The following is a 19,219-nucleotide window of genomic DNA, read 5'->3' as shown; positions in this document are numbered from 1 at the left end:
TGATTTGTGAAAAACACAGGTCAGACATTCAAGGGGCGGAGGCATAGCTTGCCTGCGCCCCTTTTTTGCGCGATAAGCATAGGCGTGTTGTCATGACAACACGCGACTGGAGTGACAACGCCCAGCGTTGTTGAGGGAAGAAAAGGGATCAAGACATGGTGCAAGCGACTGCATTGCCGCGTAACGAGGCTGGTATTCAAGCCGCCATCGGGGTGCTCAAACAGCAATTTGGCGAGCAGGTGCAAACCGGTCAGTCGATCCGCGAACAACATGGGCATACCACCACCTGGATCACCAATCAGGCCCCCGATGCTGTGGTCTTTCCGACCTCCACGGATGAGGTCGCCAGCATAGTCAAAACCTGTGCCAAATACGGTGTGCCGATCATTCCCTTTGGCACTGGCACTTCGTTGGAGGGCCATGTCAACGCGCCTGCCGGCGGCATCTGTGTCGACATGATGCGGATGGATCAGATCTTGGCCGTTCATGCCGAAGATCTGGATGTTGTGGTGCAGCCCGGCGTCACCCGTGAACAGCTGAACACTTTCCTGCGCGATCAAGGTCTGTTTTTTCCCATCGACCCCGGCGCCAATGCCTCGCTGGGCGGGATGGCCGCAACGCGGGCCTCCGGCACCAATGCGGTGCGCTATGGCACCATGAAGGACAATGTGCTGGCTTTGGAAGTGGTCATGGCCGACGGCGAGGTGATCCGCACCGCGCAGCGCGCCAAGAAGTCTTCGGCCGGCTATGATCTCACCCGGCTGATGGTTGGCTCAGAGGGCACATTGGGTCTGATGACCGAAATCACCCTGCGCCTGCAGGGCATCCCCGAGGCAATTCGCTCTGCCCGCTGTTCTTTCCGCACTGTAGATGACGCCTGTCGCGCGGTGATGATGACCATTCAATATGGCATTCCCGTCGCCCGGATGGAGCTGCTGGATGAGATGAGCGTCGCCGCGGCCAATAGCTATTCCAAACTGTCGCTGCCAGAGACCCCACTGTTGCTGCTGGAGTTCCACGGATCAGATGCTGGCGTGTTGGAGCAGAGCGAGACCTTCGCCGCCATTGCGGATGAATTTGGGGGGTTTGACATCGAGGCCACGTCCTCGGCGGAGGAGCGCAACAAGCTGTGGCAGGCGCGCCATGACATGTATTGGGCCTGCATGCAGATCCGCCCCGGGACCAAGGGGATTTCCACCGATGTCTGCGTGCCGATTTCAAAACTGGCCGAATGCGTTGGCGCAACCCAGCAAAAAGCCGAAGAACTGGGACTGGTGGCGCCCATCGTCGGCCATGTGGGCGATGGTAATTTCCACTCGCTGGTTCTGGTCGACATGGAGAATGCCGAGGAGCGCCAGAAGGCGGATGAGTTTATCAGCTGGCTCAACGGTATGGCGATCTCGATGGATGGCACCTGCACCGGTGAACATGGTATCGGCCAGGGCAAACGCCCCTATCTGCAACAGGAGCTGGGCGCGGCGACCCGCTATATGGCAGCGATCAAGGCGGCCCTTGATCCCGATGATATCCTCAATCCTGGCAAGATCCTCACCGACAAGGGGTGAGGTCTGAAACGTCCCTGTGCTGGCCGCCACGGCGGCAGGCGCGGAGGCTGCCATATTTTGTCCCAACTCCCCCTATAGTCTGGTTGCGGAATGCTGATGCAGTTTTGGAGCGGCCAGATGAGTTTGCGAAAGACCTTGGGGATACTGATATTTAGTACCCAGGCGGTTGTTGCCGTTGACTACAATATGCAAAGCCAGAAAGCAGGGCTGGGACCCGGCGAGCTGAGCATGAAGAGTTACGCGGCCATTGTGCAAAAGCGCTATGACAAAGACCCCGCCAGCCAGATTGCTACGGTTCCGCAGGGTGATGGTCTTTGGCAAAAGGTCACGGGAATAGGATCTGGTATTGGCGCAGGCCTCTCTGGTAGTGCGGATTTGGCTGAGGCGCAGGTCGGGGGCGAGGAAGAGGCCCCCACCACCGTCTGTATTCGCCGCGGGACGGCACTGAATTGCCAATAGCCTGACTGGAAGCTGCGGAACTGGCGTGATCTGGAAACGGGGTGCGGCCGCAACCAGGGTCTGATCGCGCCAAAAGGTCGGTTTTGACTGTATTTGGGTCGGATGGATTTAGCCCGTTTCGCTGGGCTTTGGGCATAACCGATGCAGAAAACGAGTCACTTGTTCCGGAGAACAGCCTCATGAAAACCCAAGTCAAAGCATTGGTTGTCGGCGGCGGCGCCGTTGGGACCTCTATCGCTTATCACCTCGCCAAAGCCGGTTGGGATGATGTCATGCTGATCGAACGTGATGAGCTGACCTCCGGCTCCACCTGGCATGCCGCCGGTCTGCTGCCGCTGTTCAACATGTCCTATGCGACCACCCATATCCACAAATACTCGGTCGATTTCTACAAGCAGCTGGAAGAAGAGACCGGCCTCAACGCAGGCTTTGCGGTTGTTGGTAACCTGCGCATGGCGCAGACCGAAGAGCGTATGGACGAGTATAAGCTCTATGCCTCGACCGCTGAGACCTGCGATGTGGACTACGAGTGGTTGACACCCGATCAGATCAAAGAGCGCTGGCCGCTGATCCGTACCGACGATCTGAAAGGCGCGATCTACCACACCGAAGATGGCTACATTAACCCTGCCGATGTGACCCAGGCCATGGCCAAGGGCGCCCGTCAGCGTGGCGTTGAAATTCACCGCAAGATGCAGGCCGATGCCTTCCATTGGAACGGCACCCATTGGGAAGTCACCTGCACCAAAATGGTTGAGCAGGGCGGCAATCTTGTACCTTCCGACGAACAGGTGGTGATCACCGCCGAGCACGTCGTAACCGCCTCTGGTAACCACGCGCAGCGCACTGCCAAGATGCTGGGCATCAAGATGCCTGCCATTCCGGTTGAGCACACCTTCATCGTCATGGACAAAGACCCGGAGCTGGTCAAATGGCGTGAAGCGGGCAACCCCGAGCACCCCGTTGTGCGTGACGCCGACAATGAATCCTATGCCCGCGAAGAGCGGGGTGGCTGGATCCTGGGGATCTATGAAAAAGACGCGCCAGCACGGTTTGAGCACGGCGTTCCAGACAGCTTCCGGGCCGATCTGTTCCCGCTGGATCTGGACCGGATTGCTGAGCAGTACATGGCGATGACCGAACGGGTGCCCTCCTGCGCTGAAAGCGGCCTGAAGGACGATTTCAACGGCCCGATCTGCTATACCCCCGATGGCAACCCATTGGTTGGTCCAGCACCTGGACTGCGCAACATGTGGCTGGCCGAGGGCTTCTCCTTTGGGATCACCGCAGGCGGCGGCACCGGCTACTATCTGGCGCAGATGATGGTCGATGGCGAAGCTGAGATCGACATGGCGTCCCTCGACCCAAAGCGTTATTCGCAGAACTGGATGACCACCGAGTTCGCGGCCCGCAAGAACGAAGAATGCTACGAGCACGTCTACATCCTGCACCACCCGGACGAGGAACGCCCTGCGGCGCGCCCCTTGCGCTGCTCACCTGCCTTTGATCGTCAAAAAGAGCGCGGCGCGCAATTTGGTTGGGTCAACGGCTGGGAACGCCCCAACTACTTTGGCCCTCTGGATGCGCCTGAAACCTTTGACCACGACGCGCGCTCCTTCCGCCGTGGTGGCTGGTGGAACTACGCGGTTGAGGAAGCCAAGGCGATCCGCGAAGGCGTGGGCCTGGTGGATGCAACCGCCTTTACCAAACATGTGGTCAAGGGCCCCGGTGCTACCCAGTTCCTGGACTGGTTCACCTGTAACAAGCTGCCCAAGATCGGCCGTATCAACCTGACCTATGCGCTGACCTCGGCAGGCACTACCCGCACCGAATACACCATCGTGCGCAACGGTGAGAACAACTACTATCTGGTCTCCGCCGGGGCCTGGACCGAGTATGACGCGGACTTCCTGCGCAAAGCGGCCGAAGACAAGATGGAAGAGTTCGGCTACATCGAGATCCAGGATGTCACCACCCAATGGGGCGTCTTTGCGATCGCGGGTCCAAAATCGCGCGATGTGCTGAAGGAAATCATCAGTGATGCGGATCCGGAAACAGCCCTGAGCAACAAGCGCTTCCCCTGGCTGTCGGCGCGTCAGATCGAACTGGGCATGTGCCCGGTCAATGCGATCCGTGTGGCCTATACTGGCGAGCTGGGTTGGGAACTGCACCACCCGATCGAGATGCAGAACTACCTGTTTGATCTGCTCGAAAAAGCGGGTGAAAAGCACGGTATGAAGCTGGCTGGCGCCCGCGCTCAGAACTGGCTGCGGATGGAAAAAAGCTACCGTGCCTTTGGCACTGAGCTGGGCCGCGATGCCACCCCCGCCGAGGCCGATCTGCCACGCTTTATCGACCTGGAGAAAGACTTCCACGGTAAAGAGGCGATGGTTGAAAAGGGCGTGCGTTTTAAGTGCTGCACCCTGTTGATCGACGGACCAGAAGATGCCGACCCTTGGGGCCGCGAAGTGCTCTATACTGAAGATGGTGCAACCCGCGTTGGTCGTCTGACCTCGGGTGGCTATTCGGTGGCCTTTGAAAAGAGCATTGGCATGGGCTACGTGCCGCCAGAACTGGCGGTAGAGGGCACCAAGCTGAAGGTGAAGATTCTGGACAAGCTCTGGGATGCCACAGTCACTTGTGACAGCCCCTATGATCCGACAAATGCCACCATCCGCCAAAACGGTTAAGGTGTCAGTGATTGAAATGAAAAGCCCCGGTCGTAGGACTGGGGCTTTTGTCATTCTAAGGTGGGCAAGCGCGATGAACTGCATGCCGTTTGCTTAACCACCTGTCAGCTGGTCATAGCATGTCAGTGCCTTGGCCGCATACATCATGGCCGGGCCACCGCCCATTTGGATCGACATGGCCAGAACGTCCGAGACCTCTTCGCGTGTGGCACCAGCTTTTACCAAGGCCTCAACATGCAGGCCGATACAGTCGTCGCAGCGCACAGCAACGGCGATGCCCAGGGCAACAAATTCTTTGTGTTTGAATTCCAACACACCGCCCTGTTTTACAGATTTCCCAAGCGCACCAAAGGCCTGGGCTGTATCAGGAATGGCCTTGTTCAGATTACGCAGTCCCTGACGGGTGTCGTCCAGTTTGTTTAACCAGTCCATTTGATGTCCTTCGATAAATATTCAATTTACCGAAGGTGTAAGCGGGCTGGCTGCGGTGAGCCTTGATCTAGGTCATAGGATGGGGGTGCATATTGAGAACGCTCTGGAGAGGGAAAGCTTAGGCTTTCGCAAGTACCAGTGCCAGATTATTGGCAGGCATTTCAATGACCTCAACCGGGGTGAGCCACGCAGCCTCCGCCCAGTCCAGCACATCAAAATCATCCTTGTATCCGGTCTCAGGGTCATGGGCCTGCAAGGAGGCGTGAAACCTCTCGTCGCCGGGGCTGGTCAGCTCTCCGCCCCGCATGAAGGGGCCATAGATCACCAGACGCCCCGCGGGCGCAAGCGCGGCAGCGGCTTCGCGGATCAGGCACTGTGCTTCGGATGTGCTGATTAGATGCAGCAGGTTTGACAGAACGATGAGATCCTGTGGGGTATGCTTCGCGCCCCAGCCTGCAGCAGTGGCATCCAGCGGCTTTGCGGGCCCCACATTGTCCAGCTTGGCTTCACCAACATAGGCATCGATGCTCTGCAACCGGCTGGGATCAGCCTCGCTGGGTTGCCAGCTATACTGAGGCAGACGGGCAGCGTAGCCAATCACATGCTGCCCGGTGCCGCTGGCCAGTTCCAGCGCGGCGCGGCCCGTTGCCGGGGCAACCTGATCCAGCAGATCGCACAGTACGTCCAGATTGCGGGCGGCTGAAGGCGCAAACAGCTTGCCGCCCTCAGGATTGGCGATCGAGGCACTGCCGGGAACGGATCGCACAGGCATCAGCGCAGCCTCGCCGGGGAAAGGGCTGAGCGGCTTGCGGCGTCCAGTTCTGAACTGCGTCCGCCGAGGATATCTGCCAACAGGCGCGAGGCGGCTGGGGCGGTCTGAAATCCGTAACCGCCCTGCGCTGCACACCAGATGAAATCAGGTCGATCCGGGTCCGGTCCCAGCACGAGGGACCCATCGGGGGAGAAGCTGCGCAGCCCGGCCCAGTTGCTTTCAACCCGAGTCACCGGGGTGGTGACCATTTCTTCATAGCGGGCCAGCCCCTCGGCCAGCACCATATCATCAGCATAGGCATCATGGGGGGCAACCAGATCGGCATCCGCTGGCGAGACCAGCAATTTGCCTGCATCGGGTTTGGCGTACCAGCTCTCGCCAACACCCATCAGCATCGGCCATTTGGTGACGTCATGGCCACCCGGTGCTGGCAGTCGCGCCATGGAGCGGCGGCGTGGCGCAATTCCAATTGGCGCAACACCTGCCATAGCGGCGATTTCATCAACCCAGGCGCCTGCGGCATTGACCAGCTGTTTGGCCTCATAGTTTTCGCCACCGGCCTCGACCTGCCAGCCTGTTGGGCTGCGGCTGATCTCTGTGACCTGAGCGCGGGTGATAACCTTGCCGCCATTGCTGCGCGCGGCCTTGGCAAAATCCTGCACCATTCGGTCGGTATCCAGATCCTGCGCCGCCAGATGCAGGCCTGCATGGGTGACAGTTTTTGGGTTCAGGATTGGTATGCGGGCCTGTGCCTCGGCAAAGCTGATTTCCTCGAGGTCGAGTTCCTTGATGTCCTCGCGAAACTGTTGCTCCTGATCCGGACCCGAGACCAACATCAACCCGCGCGGCGTCAGGTAGCCACCATTTGCGCTGTGGTGGTAGTCGGCACTGGCCTTGTTCAGAGCCACCACAGCCGGGGGACCATAGTTTTCCTCAAACATCGCGGCTGAACGCCCCGAGGCATGGTAACCAAGGGCCTCTTCCATCTCCAGCAGGACAACATGCCCCAGCTCTGACAGGCGGGCAGCGGCGCTGGCGCCGGCGATGCCGCCACCAATAATCAAAAAGTCACATGTCATGCGCCCAGCTCCTGTTCTTCCAAGCGGTCTGTCGCCGGGGCAGGGCGCGGGCTCAGGTCGGAAATCTGCTGATACAGGTCAGCATCCATTTGAAAATCCAGTGCCGCAAGTGAGGGGGCGATCTGTTCTACGTTGCGGCCAGAGATGATCGGCATCGGCGCGCTGGGATGCGCCGCTGCCCAGGCCACCGCCAGCGTCGCTGGCGAGACGCCGAGCTCTTGGGCCAGGGCGCTGAGGCCGCGTGCGGTGTCGTGCATCCAGGTCTGGCCATAGCGGCTGTTGTAGCGGGCGTCTTCGCTGAGACGGCCCTCGCCTCCCGTGACATATTTGCCAGTCAGCAAACCGCCCCCCAGGGGGGAATAGGGAGCAACAGCGATACTCTGATCTGCGCACATGGGCAGGATTTCCACTTCGGCCTGACGTTTCACCAGCGAATACATTGGTTGCAGGATATCCGTCGCAAAACCCAGATCAGCCCCCAGCATCTGCGCCTTCATCACCTGCCAGGCGGCAAAGTTCGACAGACCGATGTAGCGAATGTCCCCTGCCTGTTTGCGTGACGCAAACCACTCCAGCGTGACGCGCAGATCGGTGTCCGCGTCAAAGCGGTGCAGATAGAGAATATCGATACAATCGAGCCCCAGGCGGGAGCGGCTGGTGTCAAACTGCGCCTGCATATTGTCCGGTCCGGCGCCGCCAGTATAGCCGACCTTGCTGGCGATGATCAGCTCATCGCGCTCAGCCTTGATGAGGTCGCCAAGGATCTCTTCGCTGCGGCCATCCGTATAGACCCAAGCAGTGTCAAAATGGGTGATACCGGCTGTACGACAAGCCGCATAAATCTCGGCTGATTGTGCGGCATCGGCGCGGCCACCAAACTGCATTGTGCCAAAGGCAAAGCAGCTGGCAGGGGTTCCATCGGGGCTGGTGAGGGTTCTGGTCATAGGCGAAACTTTGCATGGCAGCAGCCCGGGGAAAAGCCGCTATTTGCGCGCTGATGCAATTGTTTCACGACTTTTGCCAGGCAGGCGCTCAGAAAAGAACTCTGTGAAAGCACCAACTTGTGCCAGAGTAACATTAGAGTGATTTCTCTTTTTTGTTTTGGAGGACCTATTTTGAGCAACCCCGATCTACATCACATGGCGCATGGCCATGTTCCGGGTTACCTGCCGGGAGCGGATGGCAGTGACCCCCTGTTTACGGTCATGGCTGTGTTCACCATTGTTTTGATCATGGGCATTGGTGCTTTGTATTTCACGCTGCACGCCTTGCCTGAAAAGATGGCGCATACCGACAATCATATGCAGTTTCAGCTGATCGGTATTTTGTCGGTGATGGCTCTGTTCACTCATAACAATCTGTTCTGGGTTGCGGCCATTGTGATCGCCGCCTTCCGGATGCCTGATTTTCTGACCCCCATCCAATCAATCGCTGGGTCCCTGAAACGATTGGAGCCAAATGAAATAGGGCCAGAAGAGGTTCCTGTGCCTACCGTTTCAGAAAAGGTGTCATCCCCCGATCCCGCCAAACCCCAAGCAGAGGAGGGCTGACCCATGCTGGAACTGTTGATCTGCTCTCTGTTGACCGTGCTGCCAGACTACCTTTTCCGCCGCTATCGGCAGGGTAAACGGATTGGCCACGAAATAAATTTCTTCTCGGTCTGGTATGAGTTGCGTTTTGGTATCACCGCCTGCTTTGTGCTGACAGTCGCCTTGATCACCACGATTTTCTACTATCATCCGGCAACCACGCGGGTGGCCTCTTACTTTCGCACCGTCACGATCCTACCCGAGGCAGGTGGGCGTGTTGCGGCAGTGAATGTGGTGAACAATCAATATGTCCAGGCCGGCGAGGTGCTCTTCCGGTTGGATGCCAGCAGCCAGGAGGCCGCAGTCGAGACTGCAAAAGCCAAGATAGCCGAGATTGAGGCCGGGCTAGCCGTCGCGGCCACTGACCTTGCAGCGGCCAGCGCCGGGGTGTCCCAGGTTGCGGCCGTTCTGCGTCAGGCGCAGGAAGACCTGGAGCGCAATGTGACCCTTCGGGAACGCGGTTCAACTGCGGTGCGCGAGGCAGAGATCGAGCGGCTGCAAAACCTAGTCGCACAGCGAGAAGGTGAGCTGGAAGCCGCACGCGCCAGACAAGCATCCGTGCAGGAAAACATCACCGTTTTGATCCCAGCCCAACGGAGCAGCGCTATCGCAGCTCTGGAACAGGCTGAGGTCGAGTTGGCCAAGACAACCGTTGTCGCTGGCGTATCCGGGCGGGTAGAGCAATTTGCCTTGCAGGCTGGTGACTTTGTCAGCCCCTTGCTGCGTCCGGCGGGCATTCTGGTGCCACAGGAACATGTGGAACGGGATCGCTTTGTTGCCGGGTTTGGCCAGTTGACTGCGAATGTAATTAAGCCGGGAATGTTTGCCGAGATGGGCTGTCTCAGCAAGCCTTTCACGGTTATTCCGATGGTGGTGGTTGAAATTCAGGATGTGATCCCCTCGGGGCAGGTCCGTCCCTCTGATCAGCTGCGTGACCCGCAGGACAACCCGCGCCCGGGGACTGTGACGGTCTATCTCGAGCCGCTCTATGCGGGGCAGGCTGATGATATTCCGCCAGGCAGCACCTGTTTGGCGAATGCCTATACCTACAATCATGATCGGCTGTCAGATCCCTCTTTGGGGCTGGGGGAATGGGCCTTTTTGCACATGGTTGATACCGTTGGTGTGGTGCATGCGCTCTTGCTGCGCTTGCAGATGCTACTGTTGCCCGTCCAAACCCTTGTGTTCTCAGGCCACTAAGCAGTCATCTCAGGCAAGGTGTTTGACAGTACAAAGAAAAAGGCCCGCCAATTGGCGGGCCTTTCTACATCTGTCGATAGAGGACGCTTACTGCGGGATGTCGCCTTCGATGCCTTCGACATAGAAGCTCATACCAGCCAGGGTGCCGTCATCTGCAACTTCACCCTCGGCCAGCCAAGCCGAACCGTCCTGTTTGTTGATAGGGCCGGTGAAGGCGTGGTAGGAGCCATCCGCCAGGGCGGCTTTCATTGCCAGGGCAGCTTCTTTTACATCAGCAGGAACCGAGTCGGAGATTTCACCGATGCCAACCATGCCGGCGCCAATGCCGTCCCAGGTGTTGCCGCTGGCCCAGGTGCCATCCATGACGGCCTGGGTGCGGGCGATGTAGTAGGGCGCCCAGTCATCGATGATCGAAGAAACCCGTGGCAGTGGGCCATACTCGGCCATATCGGAGGCCTGACCAAAGGTGATCACGTTGCCAGCAGCCTGAGCCGCTGCCTGTGGCGCGGTGGAATCGGTGTGCTGCAGGATCACGTCCGCGCCCTGTTCGATCAGAACCTTGGCAGCGTCGGCCTCTTTGGCGGGGTCAAACCAGGTGAAGGCCCAGACGATTTTGAACTCAACGTCGGGGTTCACTTTCTTGGCGTGAATATAGGCAGAGTTGATGCCGCGGATCACTTCGGGGATCGGGTAGGAGCCGATGTAGCCCACGATGTTGCTCTTGGTCATATTCCCCGCGATGGTGCCCTGCACCGCGCGGCCCTCGTAGAAACGCGCCGAATAGGTGGCGACGTTGTCGGCCTGCTTGTAGCCGGTGGCGTGCTCAAAACGCACATTGGGGAATTTGGCCGCCACGTTGATGGTGGGATCCATGTAACCAAAGGAGGTGGTGAAGATCAGGTCGGCACCCTGCAGGGCCATCTGGGTGATCACTCGCTCGGCATCGGGGCCTTCTGCGACGTTTTCAACATAGACAGTTTCGACCTTGTCGCCAAATTCGGCAACAACCGCCTTGCGGCCCTGGTCGTGCTCATAGGTCCAGCCGCCGTCACCCACTGGGCCAACGTAAACAAAGCCGACTTTGGTCGGATCATCAGCCAGGGCTGCGGTTGCAAGACCAAAGGCCATAGCGGCGCTGGTCATAAGATTAGTCAGTTTCATCAAAGGGATCCCCCGAGTTGGTTTTTAATTGTGCCCGGGAGACTTAGCCCCGGACAAGTCGTAGGCCAGGCGCTGACAGTCAGCGCGCGGCGTGGAAGTTTCGGCCCAAAGCAGCCGGTGCGCTGCTTTTGTCGGCCGATAGGATGACAAGCACCAGAATGGTGATCAGATAGGGCGACATTGCCAGATACTCTACCGGGATGGCAACGCCTGCGGCCTGAAGATTGAGCTGCACAACGGTGACACCGCCAAAAAGATAGGCACCCAGCAGCACCCGCCAGGGCTTCCAGCTGGCAAAGACCACCAGGGCCAGGGCAATCCAGCCAATGCCCGCCGTCATGCCTTCGGTCCATTGTGGCACGCGGATCAGGCTGATGTAGGCGCCGCCTAGCCCGGCACAGGCCCCGCCAAACATGATGGCCATGATGCGGATACGCACAACCTTGTACCCCAACGCATGGGCGGCATCGTGGTTTTCACCGACGGCGCGCAGCACCAAACCGATACGGCTGAACTTGATCACGGCCCAGACGGCAGTGATCACCCCCAGCGCTACATAGAGCATCAGATCATGACCAAAGAGGATCGGGCCGACCACCGGCAGATCGCTCAACACCGGAATATCCAGTTTCTGCATCTGCGGCGGTTTGATGCCGACATAGCTCTGCCCCATCAGGGCTGAGAGTCCGAGACCAAATAGCGTCAGCGACAGGCCAGAGGCCACCTGATTGGCCTGGGCATATTGCGTCAGCACCGCAAACAGGACCGAGAGCCCAGCACCAGCCCCGGCAGCGGCCACAAAGCCCAACATAGGAGAGCCGCTCTCAACAGCGGTGGCAAAACCTGCCACAGCGCCAATGATCATCATCCCCTCAACCCCGAGGTTCAGCACCCCGGATTTCTCCACCACCAATTCGCCAATAGCGGCAAACAGCAGCGGTGTTGCGGCCACCATCAGTGAGGCGACAAGCAGGATCGGGTTAATTGCAGAAAGATCCATTACGCGACCTCCGGTTTGCCAAGCGAGATGCGGAAATTGGTCAGAAGGTCAAAGGCCAAGAGGAAGAACAAGAGCATTCCCTGGAACACCTGAATGGCGGCAGAGGGCAGTTGCAGGTTCGACTGGGCAATATCACCGCCAATGTAAGTCAGCGCCATCAGCCCGCCCGCCAGCAGGATACCCACCGGGTGCAATCGTCCCAGGAAGGCGACGATAATGGCGGTAAACCCATAGCCGACGTTGAAATCGATCGAGACCTGCCCCGAGGGACCAGAGACCTCGAACAACCCGGCAAGCCCGGCCAGCATGCCAGAGGTGCCAAGGCAGAACAGGATTAGGCGGGCCGGGTTCACCCCGGCAAACTTGGCCGCACGAGGCGCTTCGCCGGTAAGCCGGATGTGATAGCCCACCATGTGGCGGTTCAAGAGCACATAGGCAAAGATCACCGCAATGAGGGCGGCAACCACGCCCCAGTGCATGCCAGCGTTTTCATTAATCCAGCTGCTGGCGCCCTCATAGCTGTTGAAATTGCGCGAACCGGGAAAGCCGTGGCCTTCTGGATTGCGCATTAATCCCAGCGACATGGAGGCAAGGAACTGTTCGGCGACATAGACCAGCATCAAGGACACCAGGATCTCATTGGTGCCAAAGCGGGTCTTCAGATAGGCCGGGATCATCGCCCAAAGCCAGCCGCCAAAGGCGCCGCCAATCACCATCAGCGGAAAGACATACCAGGCTTCCAGCGGATAAAAGGCGAGACCAATGCCTGCGCCAACCAGGGCGCCCATGATATATTGCCCCTCGGCGCCAATGTTCCAGATGCCCGCCTTGAACCCAAGCGACAAACCAATGGCGATCAGCACCAGCGGCGCACCCTTCACCAGAAGTTGGGGGCGGTAATAAAAGGAAAACTCGCCAAAGAGCGGCTCCCAGAAAATGGTACGGATGGCCTCGACCGGGTCCTTGCCCAGAAGTGCAAAGAGCAGCCCGCCGGCAATCATGGTGGCCAGTACCGCGATCAGCGGCGTGGCCAACGACCAGGCGCGCGATGGCTGTGGCCGTTTTTCTAACCGGATCATTGCGCGGCCCCCTGTATCATCTTTCCCCAAATATTCTCGCCGAAGGCGAAACTTGTGCGAGTGGTCTCAAACATGCGCCACCTCCATGCCATGAGCGCCGCCCATCATCAGGCCGATCTCTTCCACCGTCAGCCCCTCTGCCGGACGCGGCGCCGACAGCCGTCCCTCGTTGAGGGCGGCAAAACTATCTGAAATCTCCATCAGCTCGTCCAGATCCTGGCTGATGCAAATGACTGCGGCGCCGCCTGCGGCCAGATCCAGCAAGGATTGGCGAATGGCCGCTGCCGCCGAGGCATCCACCCCCCAGGTGGGTTGGTTCACCACCAGAACCTCGGGGCGTTGCAAGACCTCGCGGCCAATGACAAATTTCTGCAGGTTGCCACCCGAGAGCGAGCGCGCAGCATTCTCAGGCCCTGGGGTGCGCACGTCAAACGCTTCGATCACCCGCTCGGCAAATTCTTTGGCAGCGGCCCATTTCAGAAAGCCGTTTTTCACCAGACCTTCTCGCGTGGCCCCGGTCAGCATGGCGTTTTCAGTCAGGCTCATGTCAGGGGCGGCGGCATGGCCCAGACGCTCTTCGGGAGCCGCCAGCACGCCAAGCGCGCGCCGCGCCACAGGGCCAAGGTGTCCAATGGGATCAGCGCCGAGCTTGACCGCATCTGTCTGGGTTAGTACCTCGCCAGACAGCACCGAGAGCAGCTCATCCTGGCCATTGCCGGCGACGCCGCCAATGCCAAGGATCTCGCCGCGGCGCACGGTCAGATGTACATTGCGCAGCGCGGTGCCAAAGGCCGAAGGCGAGGGCACCGATAGGCCGGAAATATCCATCGCCACAGCGCCAAAATCACGATTGCCGCGCTTGGGCGGGGTGAGCGCCGCACCCACCATCAGTTCAGCCATTTCACTGGCAGAGGTCTCTGCGGGAACACACTCACCGACGTTTTTGCCAAGGCGCAGGATGGTCGCATGATCACAAAGCGTGCGGATTTCTTCCAGCTTATGGCTGATATAGAGGATCGAGGTGCCCTCGGCCCGCAGTTTTTCCAGGGTCTGAAACAGGATTTCGACCTCTTGCGGGGTCAAAACGCTGGTGGGTTCATCCATGATCAGCAGCTTTGGATCCTGCAGCAGGCAACGAATGATCTCAACCCGCTGACGTTCCCCAGCGGAGAGATCGCCAACAGTGCGATAGGGGTCCAATGGCAGCCCATAGGCCTCAGATACTTCGCGAATCTTTGTTGCCAGATCGCGCAGCGCCGGCGGGTTTTCCATGCCCAGGGCAATGTTTTCCGCCACGTTGAGCGCGTCAAACAGCGAGAAATGCTGAAACACCATTGCAATCCCATCGGCGCGGGCCTGGCGGGGCTCGCTGGGTGCAAAAGGCACGCCGCGCAGCAGCATCTCGCCGCTGTCGGGTTTCACCAACCCGTAGATCATCTTGACCAGGGTGGATTTTCCGGCGCCGTTTTCGCCCAGCAGCGCATGCACTTCGCCTGCGCCGATATCAAAGGAGACGGAGTCATTGGCCACCACGCCGGGGTAGGCCTTGGTCAGGCCCTTCAGGCTCAAGAGTACCTCAGTCACGCGCGCAGCTCCTCTTTCATCTCTTTGGTCGTAGCCCGCGCCAACAGCTCCGCCGCGACGCCGACCGCAATCATCTGCGGGTGTTTGCCCAGGCTCGGGTCACCGATCGGACAGGTGATGCGGGCAATCTCGGCCGGGCCATGGCCCAGAGCTGCCAACCGGCTGCGGAATCGCGCCCATTTGGTAGCCGAGCCAATAAGCCCCGCAAAGGAAAACCCATGCAGTAGCAGTGCATGGCATAGCGCCAGATCCAGCTCATGGGAATAGGTCAACACCAGATGTTGTGCATTTACCGGTGCATGACGCAGCAAGAGCGTCGGATTCTGACCTGGCAACATGGTGACACCCGCCGGGATATGCGGTGGAAATCGCTCCGGTGAGGTGTCCACCCATGTGATCGCCAGATCTGGCAATGGCGCCATTACATCCACCAATGCCCGGCCCACATGGCCAGCCCCCCAGATCCATAGGTCTGTTTGTGGGGCGTGAACCGGCTCCAGCATCCAATGATCAATCAATTGCGGGTCAGGGCGTTGCCCCTGCGCGCGCATCTGCGCCAACAGGCGTTTTGCGGCCAAGGGCGGGCTTTTGGCTGCCTCCGGTGTGGCAGGGCGCAAAATGACCTCCCCGCCCAGTTGCGCCAAATCTTCCCTGTCATAGGTTTCTCTCAGCAATGTGACCGATCCACCGCAGCACTGGCCCAGGTCGGGTCCCAGGGCATGACTGCTGAGCTTGGTTTTCAGGGTCTGCCTACGCGCGGCCTCCGCGGCCTCATACTCCAGCGCACCACCGCCAATTGTGCCGCTCTGCCCCTGGTCCCAGACCAGCATGGCGGCACCAACTTCGCGTGGGGAAGAGCCGCGAATAGCGGCGATCACAACGCGGGTCACCCGGCCATGCGCCTGCACGGAGCTCCGTAACGCCTCCAGATCAAACCCCATTGCTCTGCCTCCGGGCCCTACGCCAGACTTCTTCCGCCGTGGCTGGGGCATCCAGCGCCGGATAGGTCTCGCCAAACTGCGCCACCGCATCGCTGATCGCCAGCCAGGCTGAGATCCCCAACATAAAGGGCGGCTCTCCAACCGCCTTGGAACGGTATATACTGTCCTCGCGGTTTTCCCCCTGATAGAGCGCTACGTTGAAGATATCGGGCCGGTCTGAACAAGCCGGAATCTTGTAAGTCGAGGGCGCATGGGTGCGCAGGTTCCCCGTGTCATCCCAGATCAGCTCCTCCGTGGTCAGCCAACCTGCGCCCTGCACATAGCCGCCCTCGACCTGGCCAATGTCCAGGTCCGGGTTCAGCGAGGCCCCAGCATCGTGCAAAATATCCGTGCGCAGGATGCGGTTTTCACCGGAGCGACGATCCACAACCACCTCAGTTAATGAGGCCCCATAGGCAAAGTAGAAAAACGGTCTCCCCTGGCCCTTGATGCGATCCCATTTCAGGCTTGGCGTCTTGTAAAACCCGGTGGCCGAGAGACTAACCCGTCCCTCATAGCACAGTTTTGCCGCCTCATCGAAGGAGATCACCTCTTCCCCAATACGGACCTGATCTTGCAAAAACGCGATGGATTTGGCATCCGTCTGGTAGCGTTCTGCCAGAAAAACAGCCATGCGGGTGCGGATGGTGTCACAGGCCGCTTTCACCGCCATGCCATTCAGATCAGTCCCGGAAGAGGCCGCCGTAGCTGAGGTATTGGGCACCTTTGCGGTATCGGTGGCAGTGATCTTCACCTTTGCCATTGAGATCCCAAACCGACTGGCCGCCACCTGCGCCACCTTCTGAAACAGCCCCTGGCCCATCTCGGTGCCACCATGGTTCAGATGCACCGAACCATCCTGGTAGACATGCACCAAGGCTCCGGCCTGGTTGAGATGGGTGAGGGTAAAGGATATGCCAAACTTCACCGGCGAAAAAGCCAGCCCGCGTTTCAGATCCCTTTGTCCGGCGTTCCAATTGGCAATCTCGGATTTACGCGCTGCATAGTCGGCGCTTTCCAGCAGTTGGTCGGTCAACTCATGCAACTCAAAATCGCTGACCTGCATCCCATAGGGCGTGGTGTTGTCCTGAGACATTTCCTCAGGGGCGTCGTAATAGTTGCACCGCCGCAGCGCGACAGGATCCATCCCAAGATCATAGGCGATATGATCCATCACCCGCTCGATCCCCACCATCCCCTGCGGCCCGCCAAAGCCGCGATAAGCGGTGGCGCTTTGCAGATTGGTTTTCAACCGGTGGCTCTCAATACGGATCGTCGGGATCGCATAGGCATTGTCCGAATGCAGCATGGCCCGGTCCGCTACTGGCAGCGACAGATCCTGTGCCCAGCCACAATTGACCAGATGAGTAAATTCTACCCCGTGCAGACGTCCCGTTTTGTCATATCCGGCGCGATAAGAGATGCGAAAGGCATGGCGTTTGCCAGTAATCACCATGTCATCATCGCGATCATAGCGCATCTTGCAGGGCCTGCCTGTCTGACGCGCGGCAACGGCGCAGGCCACGGCCAGGGCATTGCCCTGACTTTCCTTACCGCCAAAGCCGCCCCCCATACGCCGGATCTCCACCCGCACCGAATGCATTGGCAACCCAATGGCTTCAGCCACCTTGTGTTGGATTTCGGTCGGGTGCTGGGTCGAGGAATTCACCAGCATGGCGCCGTCTTCCTGCGGCAGGGCCAGGGCGGCCTGACCTTCCAGATAAAAATGCTCCTGGCCACCCAGTTCAAATGTGCCCTCAACCTGATGCGGGGCCTTGGAGATGGCACTGGCGGCATCGCCCTTCTGGTAGATGCGTGGGCCCTCTTCAAACCGGCTATCAGCGGCGAGGGCCGCATCCAGGGTCAGCAATGCCTCTTCTTCAGCGTAGGAAATTGCGCCTTTACGCGCCGCCACCCGCGCCGCACGATGGCTTTTGGCCACCACCAGAAACAGCGGCTGACCCAGGTAATGCACCGTGCCATCGGACAAAAGCGGTTCATCATGGATCGAGGGCGAGACATCATTGGTAAAGGGCAGATCGGCAGCAGTCAGCACCGCCACCACGCCGGGGCTGGATTTGACAGCTGACAAATCCATCTCAGTGATCCGCCCCTTGGCAATTGCCGACAGGCCAAAGGCCAGATGCAGCGCATCGCGCGGCAGAGGCGTGTCATCCACATAGCGGGCCTTGCCAGTGACATGGAGTTTGGCCGCGTCATGGGGCAGGGGTTTTGCAACGCTCATGCCTGCACCTCCAGAACCGATTGGGTTTCGCCATTGGTGTCATTGAAGTAACGCATCAGCAGGTTACGCGCGGTTTCCAGTCTGTACTCCGCCGAGGCGCGCATATCGCTCAGCGGGGTGAAATCCTGCTCCAGCACGGCCATGGCCTTGGTAATGCTCGCTTCATCCCAGGCCTGTCCAATCAGAGCTGCCTCCAGATGTGCGGCCCGTTTGGGGGTGCCAGCCATCCCGCCAAAGGCAATGCGGGCGCTACTCACCCAACCATCGCTCAGGGTGATGTTAAAGGCGCCAAGCACCGCAGAGATATCCTGATCAAAGCGTTTGGATAATTTATAGACTCGCAGGCAATCTTCCTGGCGCGGGATGCTCACTGCCTCAATGAATTCACCGGGGTGGCGATCCTGTTTGCCGTAGTCGATAAAGAAGTCTTCCAAAGCAATCTCGCGGCGGCTGTCGCCCTGTCGCAGGTGCAGACGTGCCCCCAAAGCGATGAGCGCAGGCGGGTTGTCGCCAATGGGGGAGCCATTGGCAATATTGCCGCCAATTGTCGCCGCAGCCCGCACTTGCTGGCTGGCAAAGCGGCGGATCATTTCCCCATAAGAGGGGTGCAGCGGCGTAATGGCTTCGCGCACACGGTTCATATCTACCATGGCGCCAAAGCGTATTTCATGGTCGCTGTTCTCAATCTGTTTCAGGTCGTCACAGCCATCGAGAAAAATCATCTCGCCCAGATCGCGCAGGCCCTTGGTGACCCAAAGACCCAGATCGGTGGCTCCGGCGACCAGCCTCGCCTCCGGATTGGCGGCATAGCGCGCAGCCAGAGCATCAGAAGATCGCGGAATCGCGGCGGAATCAGATGCTGCGGGTAGGGGTTCTTTGGTGATCCATTGTGGGACGGGTTGGGCCTCGACGGCCTCGGCGGCGCGAATGATTGGCGCATAACCGGTGCACCGGCACAGATTGCCGGCCAGCTGCACATCATGATCCGTCGCGCCGTTCTTATGAGCGGTGACCATCGACATGACAAAGCCGGGTGTGCAGAAGCCGCACTGGCTGCCGTGATGGGTGATCATTGCGTTCTGTACCGGGTGCAGGGTGCCATCGGCATCAGCCGCGCCCTCAACCGTGCGGATGGATTTACCGTTGAGCTGCGGTAGGAACAGGATGCAGGAATTCAGCGGCTTGGAGCCTGCCTTATCCGTCACCATTACGGTGCAGGCGCCACAATCGCCTTCATTGCAACCTTCTTTGGTGCCGGTCAAACCCTGGTCTTCGCGTAAAAAATCAAGCAGCGTGGCCGAAGGATCATACTCCTGCAGCACAACCTCTTCATCGTTCAGATGAAAGGTGATTGTCATCTTAGAAACCCGTCGCGTTACTTGGT

General features: G+C 59.2%; 16 protein-coding genes. 5 read left to right on the top strand and 11 right to left on the bottom strand.

Annotated features, from left to right (window positions below; translation table 11 throughout):
• The first annotated feature begins 155 nt into the window (after positions 1–155).
• From ED661_RS08175 to ED661_RS08165, 3 genes are all read left to right on the top strand, one after another.
• Positions 156–1,565, top strand: a complete 1,410-nt coding sequence (locus ED661_RS08175) for an FAD-binding oxidoreductase (protein ID WP_122073442.1) — start codon at positions 156–158, stop codon at positions 1,563–1,565.
• Between the two features lie 117 nt (positions 1,566–1,682).
• The gene (locus ED661_RS08170) at positions 1,683–2,024 is read left to right on the top strand and encodes a hypothetical protein (protein ID WP_162930084.1); all 342 of its coding nucleotides are present in this window, start codon (positions 1,683–1,685) and stop codon (positions 2,022–2,024) included.
• A 179-nt stretch (positions 2,025–2,203) separates the two neighbouring features.
• Complete coding sequence (locus tag ED661_RS08165) at positions 2,204–4,714, top strand: FAD-dependent oxidoreductase (protein ID WP_122073440.1); 2,511 nt, start codon at positions 2,204–2,206, stop codon at positions 4,712–4,714.
• Between the two features lie 93 nt (positions 4,715–4,807).
• Here the strand turns inward: ED661_RS08165 and ED661_RS08160 are convergent, their stop codons facing one another.
• The 4 genes from ED661_RS08160 to ED661_RS08145 all read right to left on the bottom strand — a co-directional run bounded on the left by ED661_RS08160 (position 4,808) and on the right by ED661_RS08145 (position 7,941).
• Complete coding sequence (locus ED661_RS08160) at positions 4,808–5,146, bottom strand: carboxymuconolactone decarboxylase family protein (RefSeq protein ID WP_122073439.1); 339 nt, start codon at positions 5,144–5,146, stop codon at positions 4,808–4,810.
• A gap of 118 nt (positions 5,147–5,264) precedes the next feature.
• Positions 5,265–5,918 (bottom strand): DUF938 domain-containing protein, encoded by a 654-nt coding sequence (locus ED661_RS08155; protein ID WP_122073438.1) that lies wholly within the window; start codon positions 5,916–5,918, stop codon positions 5,265–5,267.
• Positions 5,918–6,997 (bottom strand): FAD-binding oxidoreductase, encoded by a 1,080-nt coding sequence (locus ED661_RS08150; RefSeq protein WP_122073437.1) that lies wholly within the window; start codon positions 6,995–6,997, stop codon positions 5,918–5,920. Before ED661_RS08150 ends, ED661_RS08155 begins: the two co-directional genes overlap by 1 nt.
• Positions 6,994–7,941: an aldo/keto reductase gene (locus ED661_RS08145; protein WP_122073436.1), complete on the bottom strand. Its 948-nt coding sequence runs from the start codon at positions 7,939–7,941 to the stop codon at positions 6,994–6,996. The genes ED661_RS08150 and ED661_RS08145 overlap by 4 nt, the downstream gene beginning before the upstream one ends.
• A gap of 171 nt (positions 7,942–8,112) precedes the next feature.
• Here ED661_RS08145 and ED661_RS08140 point away from each other — a divergent pair, with 171 nt between their 5' ends.
• Together ED661_RS08140 and ED661_RS08135 are read left to right on the top strand one after the other, a co-directional pair.
• The gene (locus ED661_RS08140; protein WP_371412418.1) at positions 8,113–8,547 is read left to right on the top strand and encodes a hypothetical protein; all 435 of its coding nucleotides are present in this window, start codon (positions 8,113–8,115) and stop codon (positions 8,545–8,547) included.
• Positions 8,548–8,550: 3 nt separating this feature from the next.
• Positions 8,551–9,786, top strand: a complete 1,236-nt coding sequence (locus ED661_RS08135) for an HlyD family secretion protein (protein WP_122073435.1) — start codon at positions 8,551–8,553, stop codon at positions 9,784–9,786.
• 87 nt (positions 9,787–9,873) lie between these two features.
• On the opposite strand, the gene ED661_RS08130 is transcribed toward ED661_RS08135, so the two are convergent.
• From ED661_RS08130 to xdhA, 7 genes are all read right to left on the bottom strand, one after another.
• A complete protein-coding gene (locus ED661_RS08130) occupies positions 9,874–10,947 on the bottom strand; it encodes a BMP family ABC transporter substrate-binding protein (RefSeq protein ID WP_122073434.1) in 1,074 nt (357 codons plus the stop codon).
• A gap of 79 nt (positions 10,948–11,026) precedes the next feature.
• Positions 11,027–11,947, bottom strand: coding sequence for an ABC transporter permease (locus ED661_RS08125; RefSeq protein ID WP_122073433.1), 921 nt, complete (start codon positions 11,945–11,947; stop codon positions 11,027–11,029).
• Positions 11,947–13,026: an ABC transporter permease gene (locus ED661_RS08120; RefSeq protein WP_122073432.1), complete on the bottom strand. Its 1,080-nt coding sequence runs from the start codon at positions 13,024–13,026 to the stop codon at positions 11,947–11,949. Before ED661_RS08120 ends, ED661_RS08125 begins: the two co-directional genes overlap by 1 nt.
• Positions 13,027–13,092: 66 nt before the next feature.
• Positions 13,093–14,610, bottom strand: a complete 1,518-nt coding sequence (locus ED661_RS08115) for an ABC transporter ATP-binding protein (protein WP_122073431.1) — start codon at positions 14,608–14,610, stop codon at positions 13,093–13,095.
• Positions 14,607–15,551 (bottom strand): xanthine dehydrogenase accessory protein XdhC, encoded by a 945-nt coding sequence (xdhC, locus tag ED661_RS08110; protein ID WP_122073430.1) that lies wholly within the window; start codon positions 15,549–15,551, stop codon positions 14,607–14,609. Before xdhC ends, ED661_RS08115 begins: the two co-directional genes overlap by 4 nt.
• Positions 15,541–17,835: a xanthine dehydrogenase molybdopterin binding subunit gene (gene xdhB / locus ED661_RS08105; RefSeq protein ID WP_122073429.1), complete on the bottom strand. Its 2,295-nt coding sequence runs from the start codon at positions 17,833–17,835 to the stop codon at positions 15,541–15,543. Before xdhB ends, xdhC begins: the two co-directional genes overlap by 11 nt.
• Entirely contained in the window at positions 17,832–19,193 is a 1,362-nt protein-coding gene (gene xdhA, locus ED661_RS08100) for a xanthine dehydrogenase small subunit (RefSeq protein ID WP_122073428.1), read from the bottom strand. The genes xdhB and xdhA overlap by 4 nt, the downstream gene beginning before the upstream one ends.
• Between the last annotated feature and the right edge of the window lie 26 nt (positions 19,194–19,219).

This window comes from Pseudophaeobacter sp. EL27, assembly GCF_900313025.1.
Classification (GTDB): Bacteria; Pseudomonadota; Alphaproteobacteria; order Rhodobacterales; family Rhodobacteraceae; genus Pseudophaeobacter.
This window is presented reverse-complemented; position numbering and strand designations above follow the sequence as displayed.

Bases quoted from the DNA above. Each gene is read 5' to 3' on its own strand.
- ED661_RS08175 (WP_122073442.1), top strand. From the start codon at position 156: ATGGTGCAAGCGACTGCATTGCCGCGTAACGAGGCTGGTATTCAAGCC.
- ED661_RS08170 (WP_162930084.1), top strand. From the start codon at position 1,683: ATGAGTTTGCGAAAGACCTTGGGGATACTGATATTTAGTACCCAGGCG.
- ED661_RS08165 (WP_122073440.1), top strand. From the start codon at position 2,204: ATGAAAACCCAAGTCAAAGCATTGGTTGTCGGCGGCGGCGCCGTTGGG.
- ED661_RS08160 (WP_122073439.1), bottom strand. From the start codon at position 5,146: ATGGACTGGTTAAACAAACTGGACGACACCCGTCAGGGACTGCGTAAT.
- ED661_RS08155 (WP_122073438.1), bottom strand. From the start codon at position 5,918: ATGCCTGTGCGATCCGTTCCCGGCAGTGCCTCGATCGCCAATCCTGAG.
- ED661_RS08150 (WP_122073437.1), bottom strand. From the start codon at position 6,997: ATGACATGTGACTTTTTGATTATTGGTGGCGGCATCGCCGGCGCCAGC.
- ED661_RS08145 (WP_122073436.1), bottom strand. From the start codon at position 7,941: ATGACCAGAACCCTCACCAGCCCCGATGGAACCCCTGCCAGCTGCTTT.
- ED661_RS08135 (WP_122073435.1), top strand. From the start codon at position 8,551: ATGCTGGAACTGTTGATCTGCTCTCTGTTGACCGTGCTGCCAGACTAC.
- ED661_RS08130 (WP_122073434.1), bottom strand. From the start codon at position 10,947: ATGAAACTGACTAATCTTATGACCAGCGCCGCTATGGCCTTTGGTCTT.
- ED661_RS08125 (WP_122073433.1), bottom strand. From the start codon at position 11,947: ATGGATCTTTCTGCAATTAACCCGATCCTGCTTGTCGCCTCACTGATG.
- ED661_RS08120 (WP_122073432.1), bottom strand. From the start codon at position 13,026: ATGATCCGGTTAGAAAAACGGCCACAGCCATCGCGCGCCTGGTCGTTG.
- xdhC (WP_122073430.1), bottom strand. From the start codon at position 15,551: ATGGGGTTTGATCTGGAGGCGTTACGGAGCTCCGTGCAGGCGCATGGC.
- xdhB (WP_122073429.1), bottom strand. From the start codon at position 17,835: ATGAGCGTTGCAAAACCCCTGCCCCATGACGCGGCCAAACTCCATGTC.
- xdhA (WP_122073428.1), bottom strand. From the start codon at position 19,193: ATGACAATCACCTTTCATCTGAACGATGAAGAGGTTGTGCTGCAGGAG.